We start from the raw sequence: 15,638 nt of genomic DNA, 5'->3' as shown, positions 1-15,638 counted from the left end.
CTTACAGTCAAGATTTATTTGCAGTTAGAACAGAGTGATGAAATCTTCTGCCCGTTAAAGCAGGATAAAACAATTGGATAGGAGGGGTTAACTCATGACAGCTTTATTGGAAGTTAATCACCTTACAAAGCAATTTGGCAAAGATTCGAAAGCATTAACTGATGTAAGCTTCTCAGTCCAGGAAGGGGAGTTCGTTTCCATTATCGGCCCATCAGGAGCAGGGAAATCAACTCTCCTCCGCTGCATCAACCGCATGATTGATGCGACAGGCGGAGAAATAAGGTTCCAGGATCTCCAGGTAGTGGACTTGAAGAAAAAAGAATTAAAGCAGGTCCGCACCAAAATTGGCATGATCTTTCAGCACTATAACTTAGTGAATCGATTATCGGTAATCGAAAACACGCTGCATGGAAAATTGGGAACCAAATCAACACTGGCTGGAGTTCTTGGATATTACAGCAAAGAGGAAAAGCAGCAGGCCGTCCAGATTTTGAATGTGCTTGGACTGAACGAAATGATATATAAGCGTGCAGACCAATTAAGCGGCGGGCAAAAACAGCGGGTTGGCATTGCCCGTGCGCTTATCCAAAATCCGCGGATGCTTTTGTGCGACGAACCCATTGCGTCCCTGGATCCTAATTCGGCAAAAGTGATCATGGATCATTTGAAGAAGGTTTCAACAACAATGGGCATTACCGTTGTTGTCAATCTTCATCAGGTAGATGTAGCAATCAAATATTCAGACAGAATCATCGGCATTAACAAAGGGCAAGTAGTGTATAATGGATCGGCTAAAGGCTTGACTTCAGAAGACATTCAGCGAATATATGGATCGGAAGCAGAAGATTTAATCTTTGACATTGGAGGCATACATGCAGGCTGATATCTTTGCTAAGAAAAAGCGAAACACACTTGCCTTCCTATTACTCCTTGGAGCCGTGACCATCCTTGCCATGATTATTACGGAGTACAATGCTTTAAAGGGCTTTGCTTCAATCCCGAAAGCCATTCAATGGGGAATGGCGAACTTTTATCCAACCGCAGAATCCTTAGAAAAGCTGCCAGTTATTCTGGAAAAGCTGCAGGAAACACTCCTGGTTTCGATTGCGGCTACGACAGCAGCTGCTGCATTCGCCCTATTATTTTCCATTTTCGGTTCGAATACAACAAGAATAAATCCCTTTTTTGGAGCGATTACAAGAGGAATTGCCACTGTCTTTCGAAACATCGATGTTGCAGCATGGGCGCTGATTTTGCTGTTTTCATTCGGCCAAAGTTCGTTAACTGGCTATTTTGCTTTATTCTTCGGGTCATTTGGATTTTTAACAAGGGCTTTTACGGAAACGATCGATGAAGTGAGCGGAGGATCAGTAGAGGCGTTAAAAGCGACAGGTGCGGGCTACTTTTCTATCATCTTCCAATCAGTGATCCCATCAAGCATACCGCAATTAATCAGCTGGGTTTTGTTCATGATCGAAACGAATATCCGAAGTGCCACATTAATTGGACTGCTGACAGGATCTGGAATCGGCTTTACATTCAACTTATACTATAAGAGTTTGGCTTATGACACAGCAAGTCTGGTCGTTGTTGTCATCATTGCTGCTATCCTATTGATCGAATATGCATCCAATTATGTAAGGAAGGTGATATTGTAATGGAGGTAAAGGAACAGCTGAGTAATGTAACAGCACCAGCCGATCATCTGCTTGGCAAAAGAATGCCGGCTAAGCCTTTGAACAAAGCGGCCATTGTGACAAGATTAACCCTCTTTATTCTGGCTGCGGTGACAGTCTATGCATTTTACAGCTTTGATTATAAGGAACTGGACTTTATGGATGCGCTTCTTGGCACATTCGCCAATTTAAAAACCATCTTCCTTGAACCGCACTTGAAGCATTTCTCCTTTGGACATGCCCTTTACCAAGTTATGGTCACACTCGGGCTGGCTTTCCTGACAACCTTGTTTGGAGCCATAATTGCAGTACTATTCGGATTGCTGGCCGCTGAGAATCTGTCCTCGAAAAGGGTTTCAATAGTCATTAAAAGCATGGTAGCCTTTATAAGAGCTGTGCCGACCGTCCTGTGGGTGCTGATCTTCGCGGTTGCAGCCGGACTTGGAAGTACAGCTGCAGTTATTGGAATGACCTTCCATTCGATCGGTTATCTAATCAAAGCTTATTCGGAGTCCTTTGAAGAATTGGATAGGGGAGTGATTGAAGCGCTGCAGGCGAGCGGAGCCAATTGGTGGCAAATTGTCTTTCAAGCGGTTATCCCATCTTCCATCACTTATATGATTTCCTGGACATTTCTCCGCTTTGAGATTAACTTTGCAGTAGCCGTTGCCATGGGAGCAGCAGCAGGGGCCGGCGGAATCGGATTTGACATGTTCATGGCAAGCAGCTTTTACCTGGATATGAGGGAAATAGGGGCAATTACTTATTTTATCCTGGCCGTAGCGATTATCCTTGAAGTCTTTGCTGCCAGGATTAAAAGAAAGCTGAAAACAGCTTAATAAGCAAGAATTTGACCAGGTGCTGATATGCCTGGTCTATTAATTTTATAAGAAGAATTTCGAAGGTTATCAAATTTGATGTTTTCAATGGATTTGAGGAAAAGGGACGATTAGCCAGGCAACAAGATTGAAATGAATTGGTCTTATTGGCAAGTTCATTTAACGGGGGCCAAAAATCTGAAGTTAAGCCTGGAATCTGGGACATTGTTCCGATATGCTCATTCATCAGGTGACCCCGACATTGTCAAAAAGAATCAGATATCCATAAGTCAAAGCGGAAGCTGATTTAATGCGTTAAATAGGCTCAGAAAGAGCTTTATTTGCAAGGTTTACATCGTTTTTAAGTAATTTGTTTAAATTGTAAGAAGGATAAAAGCCTCTTTTATACATATACTGGTAAATTTTTGCGTGTAAATCAATTGCTCCCATAAGATGTTTAGTTAATACAAATCTTACTGAAACCGTCGCTGTTTCGGTAATGGCAATTGCATAATTCCTGACAGAAGTTTTGGCCAGGCCTAATAAATCCCCAGAGTAAAATGGCAGTTTATCCACTCTTTCCTCATCAAACCGATCCGATCCTGGAGCCATGGGATAAAACTGAAGAAGCTCGCTGATATTTTTACTTAGCGCATGAATGGACTGTCTGTATATTTCCTTTAATTCCGGGTCAGTTATTTCCCGGTATGCTTTTTTTAGTTTCATAAGTCCAATAGATTGAAAAGCGACTAATTCATGGATTTCCAATGTTTCGTGCCATGCGAGATGCTGCGGGGGACGGTTATAGCTTTGTTCCATTATCAAACCTCCAGTAAAGAATTTATATAACTGTATTCAAAAAAATGAATCTGGGACTTTGTCTATTGAATTTTAAATTTCCGGCTTATAAGTTCGATATTTCTCTGCCTTGTACGAAATTAAAAATAAAAGGGAAGAGATAAGAAGTACACCGTAAAAAATAAAAAAATATAAAATTTTCAGAATTTAATATTGAAATCACGAGAATATCAATCTATAATAAATTTAATTATTTTCATCAGTGGAGAAAATAATATGTAAAACAAACTAAAATACGCTAAAATACATAATTTTTTTGCATATTTATTAACTTGGTGAAATTAATTATCTAAATTGAACTTCCAAGAAAAGCAAAAAAGACAAAATTGTTCGAGGGGGAAAGCAATTTGAGAAGGGTAAACGTGTGGAAAATGCTATTTGTTGTTTTTGTTTCTTTGGTACTAATGGCTGGCTGCTCCAGCAAAGAAAGCGGAACGGATGAGAAAGAAAGCTCTGGAAGCTCTTCAAGCTCGAATGAAGAAGAATTAGTGATTGCGGTAAATGAAAACTTTATATCCATGGACCCGCATAATACGGGCGATACGAATTCAAATTCTGTCCAGACGGCCATGTTAGAGGGATTGCTGGGATCGGATGAAGAAGGGCAAATTATTCCGCAGCTGGCTGAGGAATACAGTGTCAGTGACAATGCACTGGAATATTCATTCAAACTCCGGCAGGGTGTTACCTTCCATGATGGAGAGCCGTTCAATGCAGAGGCGGTTAAAACCAGCTTTGAAAGGATTATGAAGGATGAGAGTCTCAGGTTAAATAGCCGCGGTTTCAATCTTATTACCAGCATCGATGTGATTGATGATTATCAAATTAAAGTCACATTAAAGGAACCATATGCAGGTATGCTGACAAGATTTGTTTCCGCTAAAATCTTAAGCCCGAAGCTGATCAATGATTCTTCCGGTGATATCGGCAAAACACCAGTTGGCACCGGTCCATTCAAGTTTGTGGAATGGGTTCAGGGGGATCATCTAACAGTTGAAAGATTCGATGATTATTGGGATAAGGCTGATCGTGTGAAAAAGATTACTTACAAACCTGTTCCAGAAAACGGCTCCCGTGTAGCTATGCTTAAAACAGGCGAAGCACATGTGATCTATCCGGCGCCAGTTCAAAACTTGAAGGAATTGGAGAGCAATTCAGACGTTGAAATTCATAAGATTCCTTCCACGATTGCCCGATATGTATCCATCAATACGATGAAAGAGCCTTATGATGACGTCCGCATTCGCCAGGCCATTAACTATGCAGTGAATAAAGAGGCATTCATAAGTGTCGTAAATTCCGGCTACGGCTTGCCGCTGGACTCGATTATACCTAGCAAAACCCAGTTTTACTCCAAACAGGAAACCTATGATCACAACATTGAGAAAGCAAAAGAATTAATGAAAGAGGCTGGATTTGAAGATGGCTTCAATGCTGAAATTTGGGGTAACACCAATTCAGATACATTGAAGGGAATGCAGTTTATCCAGCAGCAGTTAAAAGAAATTGGCATTACGGTTGAAATTAAATCAATGGAAGAAGGCACGCTGTCAGATGAGATTTATGGAGCTCAGACACCGGAAGAGGCAAAGGTGCAAATGTGGTATGTCAGCTGGTCTGCGTATCCATCCGATACCACCAATGCAACGAAGCCATTGTTCAGCAGCAGCTCATTCCCGCCGGATGGAGCGAATACTGCATACTACAAAAATGATGATGTAGATAAGTGGATTACAGAGGTAAATCAAACAGCAGATCCTGACAAGCAGGCAGAAATCTACAGCAATATTCAATCAGCTATCTACAAAGATGCACCTTGGATCTTCCTTGGGGTAGATGAGATTCTAGCTGGTTCAAGGTCCAATGTCGAGGGCGTCTTCATTTCTCCAACAGGCGGAATTAATGTGACAGACGCGAATCTTAAGTAAAAGCAAGGTAATCAGAAGAGGCAAAGGTTGTGTACCACCTAATGCCTCTTCCTTTCTAAGAAAGGGGTTTTCATTTTGCTTCAATATATCCTGAAGAGAATCCTGGAAATGATCCCAATCCTATTTATTGTTTCAATATTAATCTTTTTCTTCACTCATTTAATTCCTGGAGATCCTGCCAGATTAGTTGCCGGAAAGGATGCAACTCTTGAAGAGGTCAATATCATCAGGGCGGAATTGGGGCTCGATAAGCCTATTTGGGATCAATACATTACATACATGAGCAATTTGTTTCAAGGAGATTTGGGGACTTCCTTAAAGACAGGTCTTCCGGTTTCAGAGATGTTTGCAGACCGCTTCATGCCCTCCATCTATTTAACGTTCATGAGTATGGGCTGGGCATTGGTGCTTGGTTTGTTAATAGGCACACTGTCTGCGGTATTCAAAAATAAATGGCCGGATTATCTTGGGATGGTCACAGCCGTTTCTGGAATTTCCATGCCGGGATTCTGGCTTGGGTTGATTCTTATTCAGATTTTTTCTGTCCAGCTTGGCTGGTTTCCAACAGGGGGGGCCGAGAGCTGGAAAAGCTATATATTGCCTTCCCTCACTTTAGGCGCAGGCATCATGTCCATGCTTGCCAGATTTACCCGGTCATCATTGCTTGAAACATTAAGAGCCGATTTTATCCGGACGGGAAGAGCGAAAGGGTTAAAGGAATCAGTAGTCATTCCAAAGCATGCATTGAGAAACTCTTTAATTCCTGTAGTCACTATTGCAGGGCTGCAGTTTGGCTTCCTGCTTGGAGGGTCAGTTGTAGTAGAAACCGTCTTTAGTTTTCCGGGAATGGGACGATTGCTGATTGATTCCATTGCCTTCAGGGACTATCCAGTCATCCAGGCCGAGCTATTGCTTTTTTCCATTGAATTTATTCTCGTTAATTTAATAGTAGACATCATGTACAGTATGCTGAATCCGAAAATACGCTACGTTTCCTAGAGGAGGGGAATCATGGAAATCATAAAAGAAGTAAATGCCTATACCCCAGTGATTCCAAAGAAAAAATACTCACCTGTTAAAGAATTCTTTAAGAATTGGAAAAAGCAAAAAATGGCATTTGGGGCAAGCATTTTTATCCTGCTGCTAATCATCATTGCCATCATTGGGCCCTATATTGCACCCTATGATCCTTATGAGCCCGATTATAATACGACGCTGCAGGGTCCGAGCAATGAACATTGGGCAGGCACGGATGAATACGGACGCGATATTTTCAGCCGGCTGCTCGTCGGTGCGAGAATTTCGCTTGGTGTCAGTTTTCTGGCTGTTTTTTTGGGAGCGGCTGGAGGAATCCTCCTTGGACTAATGAGCGGTTATTTTGGCGGCTGGCTGGATCGTCTTATTATGCGGGGCAGTGATGTCATGTTTGCGTTTCCGGATCTGCTGCTGGCAATCGCCATTGTGGCCATTTTAGGGCCGGGATTAACGAATGTGGTAATTGCAGTATCCGTTTTCAGTATTCCATCTTTTGCAAGACTGGTAAGGGGCTCGACATTGGAGGGGAAAGAGACCGTCTTTGTGGAAGCAGCGAAATCAATGGGAGCCTCGCACCGAAGAATTATGTTCAAGCACATTTTCCCTGAAACTCTTGGAAGCTTAATCGTATTTATTACGATGAGAATTGGCACGGCAATCTTAGCGGCCTCCAGTTTAAGTTTCCTGGGTCTCGGTGCCAGTCCTGAAACACCGGATTGGGGTGCTATGCTCAGCCTTGGCCGTGATTATTTAGGAACAGCTTCCCATGTTGTCATGATGCCGGGATTAGCGATCTTTTTGACAGTGCTTGCTTTCAATCTTGTCGGAGATGGGCTCCGGGATGTCCTGGACCCTAAAACGAAGAATGAGTAAGGGAGATTGAATAATGGAGAAGCTATTGCAGGTAAACGAGCTGGAGACGCAATTTACAAAGGATAAGGAAAAGCTGAAAATTTTGCGGGGTGTCAGTTTTCATATCAATAAAGGAGAGGTACTCGGGCTCGTAGGGGAATCCGGCTGCGGCAAAAGTTTAACCTCCCTGTCAATCATGAAATTATTTAAAGGCACTAGCGGAGAAATATCGGGCGGGAGCATTTCCTTTAAAGGCGAGGATTTTACTCATAAATCAGAGCGGGAAATGAGAAAGATCCGCGGAAAACAAATGGCCATGATCTTTCAGGAGCCGATGACTTCATTAAATCCCGTAATGAAAATAGGGGAACAGCTGCTGGAGCCTATCCGGCTGCATCTTGCTTTAAACGAAAAACAGGCGAAGGAGCATGTGATTTTTATTTTAAAGAAAGTTGGGATTCCCCGGGCAGAAGAAATCGTTTATGAATTTCCCCATCAGCTGTCCGGGGGGATGCGGCAAAGGATTATGATTGCCATGGCCATGTCCTGCAATCCTCAGCTTCTAATAGCAGATGAGCCGACGACTGCACTGGATGTAACCATTCAGGCGCAGATATTGGAGTTGATGAAACAGCTGCAGCGAGAGGAAGGCATGTCCGTTCTATTAATTACCCATGATCTGGGTGTAGTGGCGGAAATGTGTGACCGGGTAGCGGTCATGTATGCAGGCCGCGTAGTAGAGGAAGCGAATGTATTCGATTTATTTGAAAGCCCCAAGCATCCTTATACGAAAGGACTGATAGGATCTGTTCCAAAAATCGGGCAGCGGAAGGATAAACTGACATCCATTAAAGGGAATGTGCCTGATCCCAGCAATATGCCAAAGGGCTGCAAATTTGCGCCAAGATGCACTGAGGCCATGGCCATTTGTTTAGAGGAAGAGCCGAATCCCACTGATTTGGGAAATGGGAGAATGTGCAGCTGCTGGATGATTGAAGAAGGGAGGAAGAATGTATATGCCTGAGACACTGCTGAAAATAAACGGGCTGAGGAAGTCATTCACGCTTCCTGGCGGCATGTTTGCCAAAAAGAGATCATTAAAGGCAGTTCATGATGTGTCGTTCGGGATCGAGCAGGGGACTACATACAGTCTGGTTGGAGAAAGCGGGTGCGGCAAGTCTACAACAGGCCGGCTGATCTCAAGGCTGCTGACTCCCAGCCACGGTGAAATCTGGATTGATGGCGAAGAAATTTCACAAAAGAAAGAATCACAGCTGAAATTGGTAAGAAGAAAGGTGCAGATGATCTTTCAGGACCCTTATGCATCTCTCAATCCAAGAATGAAAGTAAGAGAGATTATTGCCGAACCTCTTGTGATCCATACGAAACTATCAAAAGCCGAACGGAATCACCTGGTGTCAGAAATGCTCGAAGTCGTTGGACTTACAGAACATCATGCAGACCGGTATGCTCATGAATTCAGCGGCGGCCAGCGCCAGCGGATCGGCATAGCCAGGGCGCTGATTATGAAGCCTAAGCTCATTATAGCTGATGAACCCGTGTCCGCTCTTGATGTTTCCATTCAATCTCAAATCCTGAACTTATTAAAGGATTTGCAGACTGAATTTAATCTTACCTATCTATTTATTTCTCATGATCTAAGTGTAGTCGAACATATCAGCGACAGCATCGGGGTCATGTATCTTGGCACCATTGTTGAATCAGGTCCGAAGGATGTCATCTTCTCAAATCCGCTGCATCCTTATACAAAAGCACTGTTATCTTCTGTGCCAGTCCCGGATCCGCGGCTGAGAAGGGAGCGGATTGTCCTGCAGGGAGACTTGCCGAGTCCGGTTAACCCTCCTTCCGGTTGCCGCTTTCACACGAGGTGTCCTGCCTGTATGGATATTTGCAGAACAGTGGAGCCAGAGGTGAAAAAAGGACTGGCTGATGATCATTTTGTTGCATGTCATTTAATGGATTAGCCAAACGTGCTGATTCAAGGAGATTTATCTTAAGGATTTTACGCACTGCAGGAATTTATCGGTCACTTTTCGGAGATATAGTTCAGAATTTAATTTTTTCGATCACATGTTTAAAATATCGGCCACTTGGCGGAATATCTGCATTCCTGGCAAATTCACTATAAAAATACTGGAAATAGGAGAGGATTTTCATGAAGGTTGGACTTAGCACGTACAGTTTAGTAAGAGAATTAAGAGATGGCAATATGACGGTTCTGGATGTGATCGACTGGATTGCCGAAAATGGCGGGGAACATATGGAAATAGTCCCTTATGGTTTTTCGGTTGTGGATAATGCGGAGCTGGCACATCAAATTAAGAAGAGAGCAGAAGCAGCAGGTATTGAACTTTCTGCCTATTCCCTGCCGGCCAATTTTGTTCAGCCGACACAGGAAGCATTCGAACAAGAAGTGAAGAGGCTGAAGGAGCATGTCGATATCGTTAATCTCATGGGCATTAAGATTATGCGCCATGATGTAACAGCATTTCAGCTGAAGCCGGAAGAAATGACGATTCACTACTTCGAAGAGCATTTTGATAAGCTAGTAGAAGGAAGCCGTCAAATCGCAGATTACGCAGCACAATACGGCATTACGACAACCATTGAAAACCACGGATTCAATGTCCAATCGAGCGACCGGGTACAGCGGGTCATTCATGAGGTGGACCGTCCTAACTTCAAAACAACTCTCGATGTCGGCAACTTCCTTTGCATTGATGAGGATCCGCTCGTTGGGGTGAAAAAGAATCTGAAATACGCGGCAACTGTCCATTTAAAAGATTTCTATATTCGCCCATATTATGAGAATCCGGGTGATGGAGTATGGTTCAGAACGGTAAATGAAAACTATTTGCGCGGAGCCATCGTGGGCCACGGAGATCTAAATATACGCGAGATTATCAGATTGATAAAGGGCTCCGGCTATGACGGCTATCTAACAGTGGAATTTGAAGGCATGGAAGATTGCAGGACCGGTTCGAAAATTGGCATGGATAATGTAAGAAGATTATGGAACGAAGTGCAGGCAGTGAATGATACTAAGCAGGTTTTGAAAGGGTGAAGAAAGTGGAGCCTTTAAGAGTCTGTATTATAGGAGCGGGATCCATATCTGATATGCACTTCAAGTCCTTTGCCAGCAATTCTGATGCTGTCCTGTACGGAGTTTTTGATTATTCTGCGGAAAGAGCGGAAGCGAAAGCGCTGGAGTATGGAATCACCCATGTATATAGGGATATAGAAGAAGTGTATAGTGACCCGAATATCGATGCAGTAAGCATTTGCACCTGGAATAATAGCCATGCGGAAATATCTGTTGGGGCACTACACGCTGGAAAACATGTACTGGTAGAAAAGCCTTTGGCCATGAATGTGGAAGAAGCGTTAAAAGTGGAAGCAGCTGTAAGGAATAGCGGGAAAACCCTGCAGGTAGGATTCGTCCGAAGGTTTGCTACAAATACAAAAGTGCTGAAAGCTTTTGTTGATAACGGAACTTTAGGCGACATTTACTATGCTAAAGCATCATGCCTGCGCCGTCTCGGAAATCCCGGGGGCTGGTTTGCTGACAAGGATCGCTCAGGGGGAGGCCCTTTAATTGACTTAGGTGTTCATGTCATCGATGTGTGCTGGTACCTCATGGGCCGCCCTAAAGTGAAGGCGATTTCCGGAAATGTGTACAGCAAGCTGGGGAACAGAGGGAATGTCGAGAATTTGCGCTTTTATAAAGCGGCAGATTATCAAAAAGACCGTAATACAGTAGAAGATTTAGCAAATGCCCTTATAACGTTTGAGAACGGTGCCTCTTTATTTGTGGATGTATCCTATACACTTCATGCGAAGCAAGATGAAATTGGAGTCAAATTATATGGCACAAAAGGCGGCGCAGAACTGGAGCCTGAATTGGCCATTGTTAGGGAAGAAAATAACACCATTTTAAATATTCACCCGCAAATGGATCATTTAACATTTGATTTTGCCAATGCCTTTCAGAATCAGATCGATTCCTTTGTTTCAAGCTGCATAACAGGAACAAATCCTTTGGCGCCCGTTGAAGATGGGGTGGAAATGATGAAGATCCTCGCTGGCATTTATGAAGCGGCTGATAAGAAAAGTGAGGTGACGTTTGCTTAAAATGAAGACTGTGAAACTTTCAAATAAAATTGGTGTCATGGTGGATAGTCTTCGGCTGCCCTTGTACGAAGGACTTAATGTCTGCAGGGATATGGGGGCTGATGGTGTACAAATATACGCCGTTGAAGGAGAAATGGCTCCTGAAAATATAGATCAAGCTTCCCGAAAAAAACTTAAAAGCTATTTGGATTCCATTGGCCTGGAAATATCGGCACTTTGCGGCGACCTTGGAGGGCATGGGTTTCAGGATGCAGAGCAAAATCCTATTAAGATCGAAAAATCCAAACGCATTTTGGATCTCGCTGCAGAATTGGGAACAAGTATTGTTACGACGCATATTGGCATTATTCCTGAAGAGCAGGACAGCCCCATATATGAAGCCATGCAGACAGCATGTGAAGAACTGGCTGTTTACGCAAGAAGCATGAATGCCTACTTTGCCATTGAGACAGGTCCTGAACCTTCTGCCAGGCTTAAAGACTTCCTGGATACCCTGAGCACAAATGGAGTATCAGTTAATTTCGATCCAGCGAATATGGTTATGGTAACCGGAGATGACCCGGCAGCTGGTGTTAGGCTCCTAAAGGATTATATTGTCCATACACATGTGAAGGATGGAAAGAGGCTTAAGCCTGCTGATCCCCGTGATGTCTACGGGTTCCTTGGATATGGCGGCGGTACAGACCATGCGGAAATTGCCGAAATGGTTGCCTCAGGTGAATATTTTAGGGAGCTTCCGCTCGGAAAGGGAAATGTTGACTTCGAGGCTTACTTCAATGCTTTGAACGAAATTAATTATCAAGGGTACTTAACGATTGAAAGAGAAGTGGACCAAAATCCAATCCGTGATATCTCGGAAGCGGTAGGGTTCATTAAAAGCTTTAGGTAAATGGATTCATGCTTTGAACAAAGTGTATAATGAGATAGGGATTTCCAATGAAAGCTTCCAAAATGGAAACGTAAGATTTCTCTTTTGGAAGCTTTAACGAACTTGCACAGAAAAGTGATTTAGTTTTAAAGGATGTTGTTGGTTTTTCCAATGAAGGCGAGAGTCAACACGATTCTTTAAATGCACCTTCAGAGTTGGAAGTCTAAATCTGCAGGCATAAAGAAGGTAGGATAATGGAGAAACACGATCAGCTTTTAATGAAAAGACAAAATAAAAATCTTGTTCTTGATATTTTAAAGACCAAGTCTCCTATATCAAGGATAGATATTGCAAAAATGACGGGGATGAGCCCGACTTCCATAACACGAATTGTCACTGAGCTTCAGCTGCAGGGCTATCTAAGGGAAACGGAGGCAGTTGCATCGGGAGTAGGGAGAAAAGCAACCTTGCTGGAAGTTCGCGGAGATGTGCTTTATACAGTTGGCATTGAAATTGATAAATCCCTGCTGAAGGTTGGAATTGTCAATTATATTGGAGAAATGGTTTCATTACATAAGAGTAAAAGAAATGAATCAGAGAGTTATATGGAAACACTTCATAAAATAGATGCGGTCATTCGAAAGATCATGGATGAAAACGAGATTCCTGCTGCTAAAATAATGGGCCTGGCAGTCGGTTTACCTGGATATATTGATTATAAAAACGGAATTGTAAAGATATCGGATCAGTTAAAGTGGAAAGATGCAAGCCTGGCTGAAGATCTGCAAAAGCTTACCTCTTTTAATGTCATAGTAGATAATGAATTAAAAATGAAGATTGTGGCAGAGAGCTTTACAGGCAAAGCGAAGAATTCGCAGAATTCCATATTAATAGGCATTGGGTCAGGAATAGGCTCTTCTATCATGCTTAATGGAGACATTTACAGAGGGGAAACCAATAATGCAGGGGAAATCGGGCATACCGTGATTGATCCTACTGGCAATGTCTGCAATTGCGGCAAAATAGGCTGTCTTGCAACCTATATTTCTGAAGGGGCGATCCTTGCTGACAGCAGGAAAGTAAAGGATGTTTCTTCTATAAAAGATGTGTTCCAATCCTACCGGGACCGGGAGCCCTGGGCACTAAATATTATGGATAGAGCCTCCACTTATATTGCATTGGCCATCAGCAACCTCCTCTGTCTGTATAATCCTGAAGTCATTATCTTGAGCGGCAATACGATTGAGAAGCTGCCTGAAATGAAGCAAGCCATTGAGCAAAAATGCGAGTTATATATTTGGGAGCCATTGAAGCAATCGGTGAGAATCGTATATTCGGAATTAAGTGAGAACGGAGTTGTTCTTGGGGCGGCCATACAGGCCCAAAATCTCATGCTGGAGCTTGAGTAGATAAGCTAATTTTAAGGAGAGAACTGAATTGAAATACACTGCATTAGTAGAGGAAGTCAGGGGAGGACTGGTTGAGAATATTCATACGGGGATCATTTGCGGTATGAATGATCAATTAGAATCCTTTTATCAGGTTGGTGATGAAGAGCATTACACATACTTTCGCTCTGCATCTAAGCCAATCCAGGCACTGCCGGTGTTTCTGACTGACATAATTGATAAGTACGGATTAACAGAGCAGGAAGCTGCACTGTTTACAGCTTCCCATCGAGGAGAACCCTACCATATTAAGGCGCTGGAATCCATGTTAGCAAAACTCCCTGTAAAGGAAGAAGAACTTTATTGCCCGCCTTCTTATCCTTTAAATATACAGCCAAGAGAAGAGATGATCAGACAAGGGATTCAGAAAAGGAGGCTTTATCACAATTGCGCAGGCAAACATATGGGATTTATTGCAGTATGCCGTGAATGGGGATTTCCAGTGGAGGGATACTGGAAAGAAGACCATCCTTTACAAAAGCACATCATGGATATTCTTTCTCATTTATCGGGCATCCCGGTCTCTGCTATTCATATTGGTATTGATGGCTGCGGGACCCCCGTTTTTGCCATTCCTTTAAAGAGGATGTCAGAAGTATACCTGAAGCTGGCTTGTCCCGATCTGATTCAAGACCCCCAGCTCCAGCTGGCAGTTAATAAGATGACGGCCATTATGAATAACCAGTTCAATATGGTTGCATCACAGCATTTTATCTGTTCGATTTTATTGTAAGACAAGAATATTGTAGCTAAAGGCGGGGCCCAGGGTGTGTATTGCTTCGGACTAAAAAAAGAACGGGCTGGATTTGCCCTCAAAGTGTTAAATGGATCTGAGGATGTCTGGCCAAACATTGTAGCATCTATTCTTGAACAAATACACTATAGCAATCACGAAACCATAAAAAACCTGAGAAACCTAAGGCCTTCCGTTATTCGAAATGATGCTGGAATGGAAGTGGGATCTATAAAGGAAATATTCCAGTCCGAGAAATTGCCTTTAAATTAAAATTAGAACGCACGATTAAAGGAGATACATACATGTTAATAGAAGTGATCGCAGATACCATAAGTGATGCGCTAATTGCCCAGGAAGCAGGAGCAGGCAGAATTGAACTGGTAACCGGGCTCGCAGAGGGCGGTCTGACACCAGGCTATGGAGTCATTGAAAGAGTGTGCAAGGAATTAAAGATTCCAGTAAATGTGATGATCCGTCCGCACAGCCGCGGGTTTTTCTATTCGGAAGAAGACCTTGACATTATGATTCAGGATATTAAAGTATGCAATAAATTAGGAGCGGCGGGTGTAGTGCTTGGCGTTCTTACACCTGATCATCAAGTACATAACGATCATTTGAAACGTCTAATCGATGCAGCAGGTGGGTTGGATATAACCTTCCACCGTGCCTTTGATGAGGCCGATGATCAATTTGCAGCATTGGAAAGTCTAAAACAGTATCCGCAAATTTCGAGAATCCTTACTTCCGGAGGCCGGAGAAGTGCAGCTGATGCAGCAGAAAGACTAAAGAGCCTGCATGAACGTACAGCAAATAGTCATTTAAAGATCATGGCGGGTGCAGGTCTTTCCATTGAAAATATCAGTGTGTTTTTGGATGAGGTGCCAGTCACTGAAGTTCATTTTGGTACAGGAGTTCGTGTGGAATCATGCTATGAGCATGCGATTGATCCTGAGAGAGTGCAAAAGGTAAAGAAAATAATCGGTGCATAATGTGAAAAGGCTTTAGCGGAATGCGACCTGCTGAAGCAATATAAATTACAAGCCAAAACGCTCAGAGTTATTCTGAGCGTTCAGTTTGTAGACAAAAAGAGTTCGGAATAGTCTCATTCCGAACTCTTTTTTTCATTTTTTGTAGGACTTCAAGTAATTACAGAGAATTGCAGACCTCTCCGAGGTTATCATTTAGGCCATTTCTGGACCTTGCCAAGTCCAGTTGGCCATTTTCTTCAAATTCATGGCAGCGAAAGTAAGCATCGCCTGCATCGACA

The 15,638-nt window shown here is 43.0% G+C and carries 15 protein-coding genes and 1 pseudogene; 14 read left to right on the top strand and 2 right to left on the bottom strand.

The annotated features are described in order from the left end of the window. Positions 1–94: 94 nt before the first annotated feature. Genes phnC through NR125_RS26420 form a run of 3 tightly spaced genes read left to right on the top strand, consistent with a single transcriptional unit; the run spans position 95 to position 2,515 of the window. Positions 95–883, top strand: coding sequence for a phosphonate ABC transporter ATP-binding protein (gene phnC / locus NR125_RS26430; protein ID WP_256816464.1), 789 nt, complete (start codon positions 95–97; stop codon positions 881–883). Beyond that, entirely contained in the window at positions 873–1,658 is a 786-nt protein-coding gene (locus tag NR125_RS26425; protein ID WP_009333792.1) for a PhnE/PtxC family ABC transporter permease, read from the top strand. Before phnC ends, NR125_RS26425 begins: the two co-directional genes overlap by 11 nt. Further along, positions 1,658–2,515, top strand: a complete 858-nt coding sequence (locus NR125_RS26420; RefSeq protein WP_009333793.1) for a PhnE/PtxC family ABC transporter permease — start codon at positions 1,658–1,660, stop codon at positions 2,513–2,515. Before NR125_RS26425 ends, NR125_RS26420 begins: the two co-directional genes overlap by 1 nt. Positions 2,516–2,809: 294 nt before the next feature. On the opposite strand, the gene NR125_RS26415 is transcribed toward NR125_RS26420, so the two are convergent. Further along, a complete protein-coding gene (locus NR125_RS26415; protein WP_009333794.1) occupies positions 2,810–3,313 on the bottom strand; it encodes a spore coat protein in 504 nt (167 codons plus the stop codon). A 386-nt stretch (positions 3,314–3,699) separates the two neighbouring features. Between NR125_RS26415 and NR125_RS26410 the strand changes: the two genes are divergently transcribed. The 8 genes from NR125_RS26410 (at position 3,700) to NR125_RS26375 (ending at position 12,208) form a co-directional block, all read left to right on the top strand. Further along, complete coding sequence (locus tag NR125_RS26410) at positions 3,700–5,280, top strand: glutathione ABC transporter substrate-binding protein (protein ID WP_009333795.1); 1,581 nt, start codon at positions 3,700–3,702, stop codon at positions 5,278–5,280. Between the two features lie 75 nt (positions 5,281–5,355). Then, entirely contained in the window at positions 5,356–6,279 is a 924-nt protein-coding gene (gene gsiC, locus NR125_RS26405) for a glutathione ABC transporter permease GsiC (RefSeq protein ID WP_009333796.1), read from the top strand. A 12-nt stretch (positions 6,280–6,291) separates the two neighbouring features. Then, a complete protein-coding gene (locus NR125_RS26400) occupies positions 6,292–7,188 on the top strand; it encodes an ABC transporter permease (protein WP_009333797.1) in 897 nt (298 codons plus the stop codon). A 13-nt stretch (positions 7,189–7,201) separates the two neighbouring features. Continuing rightward, positions 7,202–8,191, top strand: a complete 990-nt coding sequence (locus NR125_RS26395) for an ABC transporter ATP-binding protein (RefSeq protein WP_256816463.1) — start codon at positions 7,202–7,204, stop codon at positions 8,189–8,191. Beyond that, positions 8,184–9,152, top strand: a complete 969-nt coding sequence (locus NR125_RS26390) for an ABC transporter ATP-binding protein (protein ID WP_192908953.1) — start codon at positions 8,184–8,186, stop codon at positions 9,150–9,152. The genes NR125_RS26395 and NR125_RS26390 overlap by 8 nt, the downstream gene beginning before the upstream one ends. 191 nt (positions 9,153–9,343) lie before the next feature. Then, positions 9,344–10,252 (top strand): sugar phosphate isomerase/epimerase family protein, encoded by a 909-nt coding sequence (locus NR125_RS26385; protein WP_009333800.1) that lies wholly within the window; start codon positions 9,344–9,346, stop codon positions 10,250–10,252. A 5-nt stretch (positions 10,253–10,257) separates the two neighbouring features. Then, on the top strand, positions 10,258–11,319 hold the full coding sequence (locus NR125_RS26380; protein WP_034296908.1) for a Gfo/Idh/MocA family protein: 1,062 nt from the start codon (positions 10,258–10,260) through the stop codon (positions 11,317–11,319). A 1-nt stretch (position 11,320) separates the two neighbouring features. Next, entirely contained in the window at positions 11,321–12,208 is an 888-nt protein-coding gene (locus NR125_RS26375; protein WP_009333802.1) for a sugar phosphate isomerase/epimerase family protein, read from the top strand. On the opposite strand, the gene NR125_RS26370 is transcribed toward NR125_RS26375, so the two are convergent. Next, positions 12,201–12,359: a hypothetical protein gene (locus NR125_RS26370; RefSeq protein WP_256816462.1), complete on the bottom strand. Its 159-nt coding sequence runs from the start codon at positions 12,357–12,359 to the stop codon at positions 12,201–12,203. The genes NR125_RS26375 and NR125_RS26370 overlap by 8 nt on opposite strands. An 82-nt stretch (positions 12,360–12,441) precedes the next feature. On the opposite strand from NR125_RS26370, the gene NR125_RS26365 reads away from it, so the two are divergent. The 3 genes and pseudogenes from NR125_RS26365 (at position 12,442) to NR125_RS26355 (ending at position 15,360) form a co-directional block, all read left to right on the top strand. Next, positions 12,442–13,596 (top strand): ROK family transcriptional regulator, encoded by a 1,155-nt coding sequence (locus NR125_RS26365; RefSeq protein WP_009333803.1) that lies wholly within the window; start codon positions 12,442–12,444, stop codon positions 13,594–13,596. Between the two features lie 28 nt (positions 13,597–13,624). Beyond that, positions 13,625–14,641, top strand: a pseudogene (locus tag NR125_RS26360) (asparaginase). Positions 14,642–14,673: 32 nt separating this feature from the next. After that, positions 14,674–15,360 carry a copper homeostasis protein CutC gene (locus NR125_RS26355; protein WP_009333805.1) on the top strand — a complete coding sequence of 229 codons (687 nt, stop codon included), beginning with the start codon at positions 14,674–14,676 and terminating at the stop codon, positions 15,358–15,360. Positions 15,361–15,638: the final 278 nt, after the last annotated feature.

The sequence above is a fragment of the Cytobacillus sp. Bac17 genome, from assembly GCF_024519925.1.
GTDB classification, from domain to species: domain Bacteria; phylum Bacillota; class Bacilli; order Bacillales; family Cytobacillaceae; genus Cytobacillus; species Cytobacillus pseudoceanisediminis.
The sequence above is the reverse complement of the archived record's forward strand: the minus strand, read 5'-3'. Positions and strand labels throughout refer to the sequence as shown.

Bases quoted from the DNA above. Each gene is read 5' to 3' on its own strand.
- NR125_RS26395 (WP_256816463.1), top strand. From the start codon at position 7,202: ATGGAGAAGCTATTGCAGGTAAACGAGCTGGAGACGCAATTTACAAAG.
- NR125_RS26420 (WP_009333793.1), top strand. From the start codon at position 1,658: ATGGAGGTAAAGGAACAGCTGAGTAATGTAACAGCACCAGCCGATCAT.
- NR125_RS26390 (WP_192908953.1), top strand. From the start codon at position 8,184: ATGCCTGAGACACTGCTGAAAATAAACGGGCTGAGGAAGTCATTCACG.
- NR125_RS26365 (WP_009333803.1), top strand. From the start codon at position 12,442: ATGGAGAAACACGATCAGCTTTTAATGAAAAGACAAAATAAAAATCTT.
- NR125_RS26400 (WP_009333797.1), top strand. From the start codon at position 6,292: ATGGAAATCATAAAAGAAGTAAATGCCTATACCCCAGTGATTCCAAAG.
- NR125_RS26385 (WP_009333800.1), top strand. From the start codon at position 9,344: ATGAAGGTTGGACTTAGCACGTACAGTTTAGTAAGAGAATTAAGAGAT.
- NR125_RS26425 (WP_009333792.1), top strand. From the start codon at position 873: ATGCAGGCTGATATCTTTGCTAAGAAAAAGCGAAACACACTTGCCTTC.
- phnC (WP_256816464.1), top strand. From the start codon at position 95: ATGACAGCTTTATTGGAAGTTAATCACCTTACAAAGCAATTTGGCAAA.
- NR125_RS26355 (WP_009333805.1), top strand. From the start codon at position 14,674: ATGTTAATAGAAGTGATCGCAGATACCATAAGTGATGCGCTAATTGCC.
- NR125_RS26415 (WP_009333794.1), bottom strand. From the start codon at position 3,313: ATGGAACAAAGCTATAACCGTCCCCCGCAGCATCTCGCATGGCACGAA.
- NR125_RS26375 (WP_009333802.1), top strand. From the start codon at position 11,321: ATGAAGACTGTGAAACTTTCAAATAAAATTGGTGTCATGGTGGATAGT.